Raw genomic sequence first — 13,261 nt, forward strand, 5'->3', positions numbered from 1 at the left:
CCGCGCCGGGTTGAGCGGGCCCCATTCAACCGCTGAGACCGGGACGATATCCGCCCCTGACACACCGCGAGAAACATCCGGCGCGCTGGCGCACCCAGCGCCAGCAGATACGAACAGTAGCGCGCCCAACGCGCCAAAGGGGATTTTGCGTAAGGTTTCAGTCAGGGACATGGCCATTCTTGGGTCTCTCGAAGGGTGATTGGGAAGCAGGTTGCGTTACGGGATGTGGGCTCAATTGGTTGACGCCCCCCGATTTATTCATACAAACCAATTTCACAAGTACGCGCAATTTTGGCCTATACGCACAGAAAGTATACTGTAGAATATGACCCGCTTTGAAAAGTATGACTGCTCCGGCGGCTGCCCCGTGGAAGCTGCATTGGAAGTGATTGGCGGCAAGTGGAAAGGCGTCACGCTGTTTCACCTGCTGGACGGCGTGAAACGGTTTAACGAGTTGCAACGTGATGTCGGCAACGTCACCCAACGCATGCTGACCAAGCAGCTACGCGAGCTTGAAGATGCCGGCCTCGTCAATCGTGAGGTCTATCCAGTGGTCCCGCCAAAGGTGGAGTACAGCCTGACCAAAAAGGGCGAAACCCTGCGTCCGATCCTCAACGCACTGAAAGACTGGGGCGAGACACATGTCATGACCAGCTAAGTATTCAAAGGCTGGCCATTTAAGTACGAGCAATTTGAATCACTCCACCCCTCGTATAGTTTGAAGCAATTTGAAATTGCAATCCTGCATTCCTGACCTTAGCCTTGAGACGATTCACTAAAGAAGAAGGCCGGGAATGCATCCAATACTATTCAAGCTCTTAGTATGTTTTGTGCTTTCATTTGCTTGCAGCGCGAATGTTTTCGCTGACTATCCAGCTGCATATGTTGGAAAAGCGGAATTGCGCGACATTGCCGTCTCTCCGGACGGCACAGCGCTCGTTCTTTTGAAGACGGGCCACCAGGATGATATCGTCCAGAAGTTCGGGTGGGACGAGATCATGGTTGAGGACAGCGCCACCGGCGACACTCGATTAGAGATCAAGCAAACCTACACGTATTACAGTAAATCCGTGAACTGGCTATATGATTGGGTATCATGGCCATTCGATGACACTATTCTGTCGAGCGCCGTCGAGTTCACCGTTTCCGGAGACAAGTTCAAATCACGCTCAGTATTTCTGACCATCAACCCCGAAACGGGTGAAAAGAAAGTCCTCGCAGCCAGCAGAAAGAGAAACCTCGACAAGGAGCTCGATTCACCAAAGCTCATTGCGAGCGATGCAGAACGTCGCGAAGTCACTCTGGCCATACACAAAAAAGCATCTGTTGAGCTTGTTTCCATCAATGTGGACACAGGCAGGCAGCGTTTGCTGGATACAGCGAATTCGCGAACCCTAACATGGCTTCTGGATGACTCGATGCGTCCCGTAATGCGGATAGAAAAAAGCAAATCCGGCGGACTTCACCAATACTATTCAAGCCAGGATGGCGGTCGGAACTGGACACTGAGATTTCAACACGATCCTCTCAATGAAGGATTCTATCCGGTTTCCTATTCCTCGAAGAACAACAAATTTATCGTCGTGTCCCGGCCCGCAGACGCAGAGCATGCCGGCCTCTACGAATTCGATCTCCACACTGGTCAATTCGGCAAACAACTCTTCAGCGATTCCGAGTACGATCTCAGCTCCGCGCGCAAAAGACGCGGGTCTGATGACCTGCTCTACTCCGCACTCTGGAAGGACAAGCTCGAAAAGCACTGGTTCACACCAGAAGATGCCAAACTGGGACGAGCAATCGACTCTGCGCTTCCTGATGAAGCCAACTGGTCCGTATTCGACATGAGTCTGCATGGGCAGGCTTGGGTGATATATGTCAGCTCCCCAATCAATCCGGGAGCATATTATGTTTTGCGCAATGACCTGAAAAGACTTCGCAAGATTTCAGACGCGCGGCCTCATATCGATCTCAGTACGACATCAATGCCGCGACGGGTTGATTACCAGACTTCTGAAGGCCTTGCATTGCGGGGATATTTCACACCCTCCACACGTTCACCAGGTCACGCTCCGCTAATCGTCATGCCTCACGGCGGTCCTGTGTCTCGAGACGTGATGGATTGGGACGGATGGGCCCAGTATTTTGCGCATCGCGGATACGCAGTCTTTCAACCCCAGTTTCGCGGCTCTGGTGGCTTCGGCCAAACATTTGAGCGTCTGGGGCACGGCGAGTGGGGTAGAGCGATGCAACAAGACATTGCGGACGGAGTACACGCCCTCGAACAAGCCGGGCTGGTGAGTCCAGACCAGCCAAGAAGCATCGTGGGCGCGTCCTATGGCGGCTACGCTGCACTGGCAGCCGCAACCATGACTCCCGATGCCTACCAATGCGCGATAAGTTATGCAGGGGTGAGTGATCTTCCGCGCATGCTACGTCAGTACGACCCCTCAGACGCAGTGGACGCTTTCGTTCGGAATATCTGGACACAACGCATGAACAATGGACGCGATGATGAGACCGAATTGTGGCATCGGTCTCCAATATCCTACATTGAATATCTCAAGGCACCCGTGTTCCTGATTCATGGGACGGATGACGAAATCGTTCACATGGATCAGACCACTGCGTTCTATGATGCTGCGGTACAGGCTGGGAAACAGGCTCAAATACTCTTGCTGGATCATACCGGCCACCAGATTTACAGCGATGATACAAACACAGATTTGCTCGTCGCGATGAACACCTTTCTGGTGCAATGCATGCCGCCCGCCCCAAAAACGCCGACAATCAATGGAGCCAATCTCCCTTAAAATGCCGTAATGTGAGCCTTCGCTCGCCTTGATCCCTTGATTTCATTGCAATTGCATTGAAGGAGGGCTTTTGCCGTGACGCGAACCATGTTTGAACACCGTAGTGCAAGAAGACCGGATCCCGTTCACGGATATGGGTTGGTTGAGAAGGATAGAGCGATGACGACATTGGCGCTGGTGGATGATGACGAGAATATCGTTGCGTCCCTGAAGATCTTCTTCGAGGCCGAGGGCTATGATGTGCGCACCTACCATGATGGTGAGACGGCTCTCCCGGCATTAACGGAGACGCCGCCCGACATCGCTATACTGGACGTGAAAATGCCCCGTATGGACGGTATGGAATTGCTGCGTCGCCTGCGCCAGACCTCCGAATTGCCAGTCATCTTTCTGACGTCAAAAGACGAGGAAATCGACGAAGTTATCGGCTTCAATATTGGCGCCGACGATTTCGTGCGCAAACCCTGCTCCAATCGCCTGCTAGCGGAACGCGTCAAAGCCGTGCTCCGGCGTGCCCGCGGCGGCGTGGCCGGATCTGAAGAAGGTGACCAGAAGCCAATCGTGCGTGGCAAGTTGACGCTTGATCCGAACCGTCACGCCTGTACGTGGGATGGACATCCGGTCCGCCTGACCGTCACCGAATTTCTGATCCTGCAAGCGCTCGCCCAGCGCCCTGGCTATGTCAAAAGCCGCGACCAACTGATGGACGCCGCCTATGATGATCAGATCTACGTCGACGATCGCACCATCGACAGCCACATCAAGCGGCTTCGCAAGAAGTTCCGCGAAGTGACCGACGAATTCGATGCGATCGAGACCCTGTATGGCGTCGGCTACCGCTACACTGAATAGGCGCGGCACTTCGGAGATCTATATCGGCGGGGCGGGCGATACCCGCACCCGTCTCGTGGCCGCTTATGCGGAAGCGCGGCAACGTGACTTTGCGCATGAGGCCCATCATGATGCGCACTATTTTCCGCATTACGCGTTGCGGCGTATTCTCAATCTGGCCCGTCAGCACGCCGATGCCGGCCGCACGTTGATACTGGTCGGGCATAGTTGGGGCGGCGATACAGCGCTTCGTGTATTGAAGGCGCTCCAACCGCGCCGGGTAGATTTGCTTGTCTGCGTTGATCCAGTTCCCAAATCCCGGCTGAATCCCCCTCCGACTCCACGCAACGCCCGTCGGATCATCCATGTTGATGCAAGGCCAAGTCATCCGAATCGATCGGACCAGGTGAAGGAGATGGGGCAATGGTTCGGCGGCACACTGCGCCGAAGATTGTCGTCCGCCGATACGCGCATCGTCGCCGATCTGAATCATTTCGCCTTCGCCCAAATGATGTTGGCGCCCGGTGAAGACGGCCTGTCCGCTGCCCACCATATCAACGAACTGGACAGTCCTAAGCGATCCCGAGGCGCCAGCTCCAATTCGGCAAGCTCAGGACAAGTAAAATGAATCCCAGCCCGATCAGGAAGCTCAACGGCGAATACACACGTCGGTTAAGTGTTAGAAAAGGCGATTCAGGCGACGAGCGCTCGAACGCTGGCAGGACGCCGATGATGCCCCGCCCAAGAAACACTGTTCCTGCTGCCAGTCCTGCGAGGACCAACACGCCTTTCTGGATGACAGACGGCAACGGCAGAGAAAAGTACCCGCCCAGCCAAGCTGCCAGGACGGCGGCCGCAAACAGGCAAAGCGCTACCATGACGCAGGAAAATGCTGACGGCATCTTGGTTATACCCCGACGGCCCACGACCGCGCGGGCAAGTGCCTGCTCATTTGCACACGGGAAATTGCTGCCAAACGCCCACAGCAGGTGCAGACAGCCGAGAACGAACAACACAGCCACCAGAATAGGTGAAATGAACGGTGCAATCATGCGGACACTCCTGCGGCAATGCGGGGCAGTAAAATGCGCCGCCCACTTGCCGTTCCCTCCATCATTCAATAGCCAGACACGAGACTAACACAAGCAATAGGATAACTTCATGGCAGACCCGGAAAATACGCTTCTCCTCGAAACCTCCAAAGGCTCGGTAAAAATCGACCTGCGTCCCGACCTGGCCCCCGGCCATGTCGAACGCATCAAGGAGCTGGCCCGCGAAGGCTTTTACGACGGCATCGTCTTTCACCGCGTGATTGATGGATTCATGGCGCAAGTCGGTTGTCCACAAGGCACCGGCATGGGCGGTTCTTCCAAGCCGGACCTGAAGGCAGAATTCAATGCCGAACCCCATGTCCGCGGCACATGTTCCATGGCCCGCACATCGGCCCCGAACTCGGCAAACAGCCAATTTTTCATCTGCTTTGACGATGCCAGCTTCCTGAACCGCCAATATACGGTCTGGGGTCAGGTCAGCGAGGGTATGGACGTAATCGACCAATTGGCCAAGGGAGAGCCACCGCGGAACCCTGACAAGATTGTCAGCATGAAAGTGGCTGCCGACGCCTGATCTCAGGCAGGTAGAATCCCGTATGACGGACAGGAAAATCAGGCGAAAGGCGATTGCGCGCCACGGGTCGAAGATCTTCGGCTCACGCATCGCGCGTCTGATTTTCGCGTCCAATCTTGCGGGACTGGCCATCCTCATTATCGGCGCGATGGTTCTTAACGAAATGCGTGCCGGTTTTGTTGTCTCCAAGAAGCAGGATCTTGTTGCGCAAGCTCAGATTTTTACCAGCTTGCTTGGCGACGATGCAACCACGCCTGCCCCCATGCTCGATGATGAAGCCGCGCGCCAGACGATCGTGCGCCTTAACCTGCCCGAACGGGTTCGCGCACGTATCTATTCACCCGATGGCGAACTTGTTGGCGACAGCTTCTATCTTTCAGAGCGGGTCGACATTGACGCCCTGCCGCCGCTACAGGAGCCCAGCAGTTTTGCCAGGCTAGGTGCCAATCTGTCGGAATGGGCAAGCCGTACGCTCGGCCCGATCATGCCCCGGCGCAGTTCTGATGCGCTCGTCGCTCAGAGCTTTGAGGAAGAATTCGAGATCGCCGTGCGCGGTCAGGAAGCGGCCAGTCAGCGCTTTTCAGACCGGGGCCAGCGGATCATTTCCGTTTCCATGCCGATCCAGCGTGTGTCTGCTGTCGTGGGAGTCCTGACACTGGAATCGAATGATATTGATGAGATCATTCGCTCCGAACGCGCTGCACTCATCCCCTTCATCGGGGTCGCAGTTCTTGTCGCTTTCGTCACATCGGTCCTGCTGACTCTTGGTATTGCCCGCCCACTGCGCCGTCTATCGGTTGCAGCAGACCGTATCCGGGCCGGCGCATCCGATCGGATCGACATTCCGGCCCTGACCAATCGCAAGGACGAGATCGGCAACCTGGCCGCCTCCATGCAAAGCATGACCGAAGCATTGCTCGAACGGATTGAAGCAAATGAACAATTCGCTGCTGACGTGGCCCATGAGCTGAAGAACCCCCTCACCTCTATACGCTCGGCCGTCGAAACCGCTGACCGGGTGCAGGATGATCCGGTCGCGCTTGAACGCCTGCGGCAAGTCATCGCCCAGGATGTGAAGCGACTGGACCGTCTGATTACAGATATTTCAAACGCATCCCGTATCGAAGCGGAAATGACGCGGGTGCCGACGGAGCAAATGGACATTGCCGGATTCGTCCACGATGTCGTGCAGACCTATGAGGCCTTCAGCCGCGAGGAGCGATCAGTATCGGTTCATTTCCGAGATGATACGATGGGTGCACGCCTGCTTGTCCGCGGGCGTGATGGCCCGCTCGGCCAAGTTGTTCGCAATCTGGTAGACAATGCGCGCTCTTTCTCGCCCCCTGGCGCAGAGGTCAATGTGATTGTCGACCAATCGAATGATGGCCCGCAAACCATCGCGCGGATCATGATCGAGGATAGCGGCCCGGGTATACCTGAAGACAAACTGGAAAAGATCTTCAGCCGCTTCTATACGGACCGTCCGGCTGGAACAGCTTTTGGCAACAATTCCGGCCTGGGACTTTCAATCGTACAACAGATCGTCACGACCCATCGCGGCAAGGTCTGGGCTGAAAACCGCGCAGAAGGGGGCGCGCGGTTCATTGTTGATCTTCCCGCGATCTAGGTCGTTACCGGTTCTTTCGGTTATCGATCAGATCATCGACAACTTCCGGTTCTGCCAATGTCGATGTGTCGCCAAGATTTGAATACTCGTTCTCGGCAATCTTGCGCAGGATGCGGCGCATGATCTTGCCAGACCGTGTCTTAGGCAGACCGGGCGCGATCTGGATAAGGTCAGGGCTCGCAATCGGACCGATTTCCTGGCGGACATGCTGGATCAGATTCTTGACCAGCGCATCATCCACTTCGACGCCCTGACGCAATGTGACATAGGCATATATGCCCTGCCCCTTCACATCATGCGGATAGCCAACCACAGCGGCCTCTGCGACAGCATCATGGCTGACCAGTGCGCTTTCGACTTCAGCGGTACCCATGCGATGACCGGAGACATTGATCACGTCATCAACGCGGCCGGTGATCCAGTAGAAGCCATCCTCGTCGCGGCGGCAGCCATCACCGGTAAAATACGTGCCGGGATAGGCCGTAAAATACGTGTCGATGAATCGCTGATGATCGCCGTAGACCGTTCTCATTTGTCCCGGCCAACTATCCGTGATCAGCAGATTGCCGTCGGCCGCGCCTTCCAATTCGTTACCGTCCGCGTCCACCAGCACTGGCTTCACGCCAAAGAAAGGATGACTGCCGGCGCCCGGCTTCATTTCGGTCGTGCCCGGCAACGGAACAATCATGGTACCGCCTGTCTCGGTCTGCCACCAAGTGTCGACGATCGGACACCGCGCTTCACCTACGACGTGGAAATACCATTCCCATGCTTCCGGATTGATCGGTTCGCCAACTGTGCCCAGCAAACGGATCGACTTGCGCGATGTCTTGTTCACTGGCTCTTCGCCTTCGCGCATCAGTGCGCGAATAGCGGTTGGCGCGGTGTAGAAGATGGTAACGTTCTGCTCGTCGCACACCTGCCAGAACCGCGAAGCATCCGGATAGGTCGGCACACCTTCAAAGACGAGACTTGTTGCGCCATTTGCCAGAGGTCCGTACACGATATATGTGTGCCCGGTTACCCAACCCACATCTGCCGAACACCAGAACACGTCATCTTCCTTGAGGTCAAATACATACTCGTGCGTCATTGACGCCCAGACAAGATAACCGCCAGTGGTGTGCATCACGCCTTTAGGCTGCCCCGTCGAGCCAGACGTGTAGAGGATGAAAAGAGGATCTTCGGCATTCATCGGTTCGGGCGGGCAGTCGGCGGAGATACCCTCGGCAGCCTCGTGCAGCCAATAGTCCCGCCCCGCCTCCATGTTGACCTCAGCGCCTGTGCGCTTCACGACCAACATCTTCTCAACCACACCTCCGGCAATCTCGGCGGCCTTGTCGGCGTTTACCTTCAACGGCACACGACGACCACCCCGCACGCCTTCATCGGCTGTGATGAGGAATTTCGAGTCGCAATCGGTAATTCGCCCTGACAATGCCTCGGGGCTGAAGCCCCCGAACACGATGGAATGTACTGCGCCAATTCGCGTGCACGCCAGCATCGCATATGTGGCTTCGAGAATCATCGGCATGTAGATCGTGACGCGATCGCCCTTTTTTACACCCATCTTCTTCAGCACGTTTGCGAACTTGCAGACCGCGGCGTGCAACTGGCGATAGGTCATCTTGTGGGTGTTGCCGGGCTCGTCGCCTTCCCAGATCAACGCGACCTTGTCACCACGCGTTTCCAAGTGGCGGTCCAGGCAGTTTGCCGACACATTAAGGACACCATCAGAATACCATTTCACATGTAGATCGCCGGTCTCCCAGGAGACATCCTTTACGACCGTGTAGGGTTTGATCCAGTCGAGCCGCTTGCCGTGCTCCCCCCAGAAAGCCTCCGGGTCTGAGATCGACGCGGCATACATCTCTCGATAGGTTTCCGGGCTCAGGTTCGCCTTTGCTGCAAACTCCGCCGGCACTGGATAGGTTTTCGCTGCGTCGCTCATGAAAGGCTCTCCGTCTGGCATGTTTTCTGTTCTCACCTCAGAATGCATACTTTGTCGAGAAGGTGAACCGGGTGATCGAGCCATCAGCTCCACTTTCGACCTCGCGGAGGCCGTGCATCAATTCGGTCCCCAGTGTCACATTCGGCGCAACGTCCCAGAGAATGGCCCCGAACACCGACTGGACAGACGATGTCACCGTGTCAGCCAGATAGTCCGGATTGTCGATGAACAGGCCGGAATAGCCGCCGCTAAACCGCGCCGTTTCCCCGAAAGCGTGGCGCCAGGCAATCAGCCCGCCATATGAGGGCACCGCTTCCAGCTCCCCGTTCGGGTCGAGGGCCGTCGAGCGGCTGGCGGCCAGCCCGACATAGCGGCCGATCCCGTCGCCTCCGACCAGGTTGAAGCGGATGTCATCGGTGTCCCCAACATTCAAGCGGCCCGAGACGCTGAGGCCATATCCGAAGGTTTCGTCTTCGACCGTGCCGAAATCGGCCCGCAGCTGGCGCGCGATGCCGGCGATCGAGACATTGCCGAATTCACCGCTCATATTGTAGCGGGCCACGACGTCCGGGATGAGATTCTCGTCCCGCGCTCCCGAATTCAGGGTTGTCGTGTTCGGATTCTCGACGGCAAACATCCAGTTGCCATGCGTGTAACGTATCTGCGGCTGGCGCACGAACACCATGCCGTCCGACAGGATAAGGAAGCTTGCGCTTTCCGGAATGGCTGACGTGTTCTGGAAGGTCGACCATTCCTGCCCGACCAGCCAGTTGCCATGTTTCATGAAGGCCCGACGCAAACGTGGCGAGTAGGAGTTCGAGACCAGTTCATTGCCCTGCCCCGATCCGAGGAAATCCATCTCGATATGCGCGCTGAGCGTCTTGTCGCCCACAGGCCGGGATGCGGCCAGGAAGAAACGAGTGGATTCAGCAGTAAAGTCCGTGGACGTTGTTCCGTCCCCACCGATGGGTGTCGCACCGGGAATGTAAAAGTCGCGCGCGATGGAACTGCCGGAGATGGCGCCATCGCTCAGCGAGGTGACATGCACGTCCGCATCCACAAAGCCGCCGAACTTCAGCGTCGTGTCACCGACCCTGAATCCATCTGTCGGAGGAGGAGGCGCGGCCTCCGGCTGGGCGGCGACCGGCTGGACGCGGACGATTTCTTCATGCCCGGCGCGCGTCGCGGCCAGTTCGGATTTGAGTTCGGAAACCATGGCCTCGAGCGCTGCGATCCGCGACTCAAGATCATCCGCTTCCGCAGCGGCGCCGAGACTTGTCGTCAGAGCTGCCGAAGACAACAGCAGGGCCTTGAAAGTACGAGACATGCATTCCTCCCTCATATTGATTATGAGAAGGAGTATCCGTTGCTTGTGCTCGGGCCGCCATTAGCCATTGGTGCTACGACAAAAGTCGTAGTGCGCTGCGGCGCGATCCATGACATACTACACAGGTTCTGGTTAAGTCCACAGACCGCAAAAGCGGCACGGATTCGGGGAGGAATATCGTGGTACAGGCACCGCGCGTGCTGATCGTGGACGACCATCCATTGTTTCGTGACGCGCTGGAAACCGCACTGGAATGCGCCTATCCCGCTGGCGCCGCCGCCTCGCATGCATCCAGTCTTTCAGATGCCCTGGCCCGCCTGCAGGCCGATGACGTGGATTTGGTGCTGCTTGATCTCAATCTCGGCGACTCGGCAGAGTTCGAGGGCCTTACCCGGCTGCGGGCCGCCAGGCCGGACTGCCCCGTTGTGGTTGTATCCGCCACGGAAACGCCAGAAGCCTTTGAAACGGCCCGTATGCTCGGTGCGGCCGGATACCTCCCCAAGAGCATGTCCCTGGACGACCTGTCGGCGGCGCTCGCCACGACGCTGGATGGGGGGCAATGGTTTCCGGAATGTGTCGGAAAGTCCCTGCCAGCCAATTGTGCCGCCGAACGCATTGCCAGCCTCACCCCGGCCCAGAGACGCGTGCTCGCCCGATTGTCCGATGGCCTGCTCAACAAGCAGATCGCCTATGAAATGGATATTTCCGTGGCGACGGTGAAGGCGCACATGACAGCGATCTTCCGGAAGCTCGGGGCGAACAATCGCACACAGGCCTTGCTGATCTATCAGGACGCCACATCGCTGACCGATTGAGCCGCGCTTTCCGTCCCTCCGGCAGTGGCACAGTCTTTCAGAAATTTGCGGATGTCCGCCGGATTGCTCGGCTTGTGAAGGATGGCAATGCCGACCGTCCTGGCGGATGACGATTCGGCGGTGGACGTGGCTGCGGTCAGCAATAAAACATTGCCGGCATGGGCGAGCCGCTTGCGTAGTCCCAGGAGCAGATCCAGTCCATTCTGCCCGTCGCCGAGATTGAGGTCTGCAATCACTGCGTCAAATTGCGCTGACTGCATGGCAGCCAGCGCCTCTTCAGGTGTCCGGACACAGGTCGCCTGACACTCCCAGCCTTTCAGCAACCGGCTCATGCCGTCAACAATGGCAGGCTCGTCATCCACGAACAGGACGCGCAGGCCGACCAGATCCCGGTCAGCCGGCTCAACCGGCGCCGACTGCATCCGGCGCGGGCGTCTATGCAATTCAGCCATTGGCACGGTCACCGAGAAAACACTGCCGCGACCCGGTGTCGACTGCACATCAATGGACGCCCCCATCAGACCAGCCAGACGGCGCACGACAGACAGGCCAAGCCCTGCTCCCCGAATGCCGGTATTGTCGGAATCCTCATACCGACGAAACTCCTCGAAGATCCGTTCCAGACGGTCTGCCGGTATGCCAGGCCCGGTATCGTGAACTTCGATCCTTACCGCATCCCCGCGTCGGCGTGCCCCGACAAGGACTCCGCCCGACTGTGTATATCGCCGGGCATTCGAGATGAGATTGCGCAGAATGCTCTTGAGAAAATCCGGATCGGCAAGCACTGCCAGCTGTGTGGGTGCCAGCCGCACGGAAAGCCCCGCCGCCTGCGCCATCGGAAGCGCCTCGTCGACCAGGTCTTCCATCAACGGGCCCAAGGGAAGGCGTACGGGGACTGCCTCGACCTGGCTATGGTCCAAACGGGATATGTCGAGCAATCCCTTGAGCAATTCATCTGCAGACTGAATGGATCGGTCCGCGCGTGCCGCCAGATCACATTCTGTGTCACTGGCCATGAGCGATCCAAGATACAGCCGCGCGGCGTTCAGCGGCTGCAACAGGTCATGACTCGCCGCAGCCAGGAAGCGCGTCTTGGACGCATTCGCGCCTTCCGCCTCTTTCCGGGCAAGGGTGAGATCTTCTGCCATTTGCTCAAGCTCACGGGTTCGCGTCTTGACCCGGCTTTCCAGCAACTCGTTTGCCTCAACCAGGGCGCGTTCACGCAGCTTGTCGTCGGTAATGTCAGCAAAAGTGGTGACATACCCGCCGCCCGGCATGGGGTTGCCGCTGATGCGCAGGTAGCGCCCGTCCGGATTTCGCCTTTCATAGGTATACGGACTGCCGGATCGCATATGTCCGACGCGCCTGCGCGCCTCCTCGACAGGATCCCCATCGATCCAGCCAGTGTGGATGTTGTGCTCGATCAGTTCAGCCACGGGAACACCGACGCCCACCTTGTCCGCCGGATAATCGAACAAGTCCACATAGGCCGTATTCCAAGCTACCAATCTTTGATCGGAATCCACGACGCTGATCCCCTGCGGGACATTCTCGAGCATGGATTGCAGCATGTGGCGTTCAAACCGGGCCGCCTGCGTCTTGTGATCCAGCATGGACAGAACATCCGGCAGGGCCACATCGCTGCCACCGATCGCCGAGGAAAGGACGACCCGTGCCGAAGATGAACCGAGTGCGCTGGCGAGCAGTTTCTCGGTGCGCTGGACCAGTCTCCAGTCCGCAGGCGCATCTCCGGTTGCGACAATACCTGTTTCAGTCTCGAACTGGTCAAAGGCATGGTCCACCGCTTCCGGCGTGAGAAAGCGGGAAGCGAGTGTCTTCAGGCCATTGGGCGACACCTGGAAGGCGTGGCTCTCGACCGCGCCTTCCGCGATCTCGACCACTTCATCGCCGCTGACAAAGGCGGATGCCTGAACCCGGTCCCTCAACCGTTCCCGTGATCGCATCGATACGATTGCGAACAGGAACAGATTGGTGCCAAGGCTCCACAGGACGCCATGGGTCAGACTGTCATCGATCCGCAATCCGAACAGAGCATGCGGGTCCAGAACCCTCGGCACAAGCGCGGCCATCGCATCATACCCGAAAATTGCGGGCAGGAAGAGCGTGTAGGCCCACAACCCCATCCCCGCGACCAGACCTGCGAGGACACCGGACCGACGCCCACCTCGCCAAGTGACCGCCCCGATCAGCGCCGGAGAAAATTGCGCTGCCGCGGCAAAGGACAGGAGGCCGATCTGGGCCAGCGCACCTGTC

At 57.7% G+C, this 13,261-nt stretch carries 11 protein-coding genes; 7 read left to right on the forward strand and 4 right to left on the reverse strand.

Annotated features, from left to right (window positions below; genetic code table 11):
- Positions 1-325: 325 nt before the first annotated feature.
- The 4 genes from B4F73_RS01995 (at position 326) to B4F73_RS02010 (ending at position 4,269) form a co-directional block, all read left to right on the forward strand.
- Positions 326-658: a winged helix-turn-helix transcriptional regulator gene (locus B4F73_RS01995; protein WP_206992780.1), complete on the forward strand. Its 333-nt coding sequence runs from the start codon at positions 326-328 to the stop codon at positions 656-658.
- Positions 659-899: 241 nt separating this feature from the next.
- A complete protein-coding gene (locus B4F73_RS02000) occupies positions 900-2,810 on the forward strand; it encodes an alpha/beta hydrolase family protein (protein WP_290482388.1) in 1,911 nt (636 codons plus the stop codon).
- A gap of 159 nt (positions 2,811-2,969) precedes the next feature.
- Positions 2,970-3,662 (forward strand): response regulator transcription factor, encoded by a 693-nt coding sequence (locus B4F73_RS02005; protein ID WP_034813738.1) that lies wholly within the window; start codon positions 2,970-2,972, stop codon positions 3,660-3,662.
- Positions 3,634-4,269, forward strand: a complete 636-nt coding sequence (locus tag B4F73_RS02010; RefSeq protein ID WP_290478892.1) for an alpha/beta fold hydrolase — start codon at positions 3,634-3,636, stop codon at positions 4,267-4,269. The genes B4F73_RS02005 and B4F73_RS02010 overlap by 29 nt, the downstream gene beginning before the upstream one ends.
- Here the strand turns inward: B4F73_RS02010 and B4F73_RS02015 are convergent.
- Positions 4,214-4,693 (reverse strand): DUF3995 domain-containing protein, encoded by a 480-nt coding sequence (locus tag B4F73_RS02015; protein ID WP_290482389.1) that lies wholly within the window; start codon positions 4,691-4,693, stop codon positions 4,214-4,216. The genes B4F73_RS02010 and B4F73_RS02015 overlap by 56 nt on opposite strands.
- Positions 4,694-4,802: 109 nt before the next feature.
- Here B4F73_RS02015 and B4F73_RS02020 point away from each other — a divergent pair, with 109 nt between their 5' ends.
- Entirely contained in the window at positions 4,803-5,267 is a 465-nt protein-coding gene (locus tag B4F73_RS02020) for a peptidylprolyl isomerase (RefSeq protein WP_290478893.1), read from the forward strand.
- Positions 5,268-5,289: 22 nt separating this feature from the next.
- On the forward strand, positions 5,290-6,894 hold the full coding sequence (locus B4F73_RS02025; protein WP_290478894.1) for a stimulus-sensing domain-containing protein: 1,605 nt from the start codon (positions 5,290-5,292) through the stop codon (positions 6,892-6,894).
- A gap of 4 nt (positions 6,895-6,898) precedes the next feature.
- Here B4F73_RS02025 and acs read toward each other — a convergent pair whose 3' ends face one another.
- Together acs and B4F73_RS02035 are read right to left on the reverse strand one after the other, a co-directional pair.
- A complete protein-coding gene (gene acs / locus B4F73_RS02030; RefSeq protein ID WP_290478895.1) occupies positions 6,899-8,845 on the reverse strand; it encodes an acetate--CoA ligase in 1,947 nt (648 codons plus the stop codon).
- A 37-nt stretch (positions 8,846-8,882) separates the two neighbouring features.
- Complete coding sequence (locus tag B4F73_RS02035) at positions 8,883-10,172, reverse strand: DcaP family trimeric outer membrane transporter (RefSeq protein ID WP_290482390.1); 1,290 nt, start codon at positions 10,170-10,172, stop codon at positions 8,883-8,885.
- Between the two features lie 179 nt (positions 10,173-10,351).
- On the opposite strand from B4F73_RS02035, the gene B4F73_RS02040 reads away from it, so the two are divergent.
- Complete coding sequence (locus B4F73_RS02040) at positions 10,352-10,987, forward strand: response regulator transcription factor (RefSeq protein ID WP_206992772.1); 636 nt, start codon at positions 10,352-10,354, stop codon at positions 10,985-10,987.
- Here the strand turns inward: B4F73_RS02040 and B4F73_RS02045 are convergent.
- On the reverse strand, positions 10,960-13,261 hold a 2,302-nt coding region (locus B4F73_RS02045; RefSeq protein WP_290482391.1), incomplete at its 5' end, for a PAS domain-containing hybrid sensor histidine kinase/response regulator. The genes B4F73_RS02040 and B4F73_RS02045 overlap by 28 nt on opposite strands.

The organism is Hyphomonas sp. UBA3601 (genome assembly GCF_002375605.1).
In the GTDB taxonomy this organism is placed as follows: domain Bacteria; phylum Pseudomonadota; class Alphaproteobacteria; order Caulobacterales; family Hyphomonadaceae; genus Hyphomonas.

Coding starts and splice junctions, on each gene's coding strand:
- B4F73_RS01995 (WP_206992780.1), top strand. CDS start 326: ATGACCCGCTTTGAAAAGTATGACTGCTCCGGCGGCTGCCCCGTGGAA.
- B4F73_RS02020 (WP_290478893.1), top strand. CDS start 4,803: ATGGCAGACCCGGAAAATACGCTTCTCCTCGAAACCTCCAAAGGCTCG.
- B4F73_RS02015 (WP_290482389.1), bottom strand. CDS start 4,693: ATGATTGCACCGTTCATTTCACCTATTCTGGTGGCTGTGTTGTTCGTT.
- B4F73_RS02005 (WP_034813738.1), top strand. CDS start 2,970: ATGACGACATTGGCGCTGGTGGATGATGACGAGAATATCGTTGCGTCC.
- B4F73_RS02035 (WP_290482390.1), bottom strand. CDS start 10,172: ATGTCTCGTACTTTCAAGGCCCTGCTGTTGTCTTCGGCAGCTCTGACG.
- acs (WP_290478895.1), bottom strand. CDS start 8,845: ATGAGCGACGCAGCGAAAACCTATCCAGTGCCGGCGGAGTTTGCAGCA.
- B4F73_RS02010 (WP_290478892.1), top strand. CDS start 3,634: ATGGCGTCGGCTACCGCTACACTGAATAGGCGCGGCACTTCGGAGATC.
- B4F73_RS02025 (WP_290478894.1), top strand. CDS start 5,290: ATGACGGACAGGAAAATCAGGCGAAAGGCGATTGCGCGCCACGGGTCG.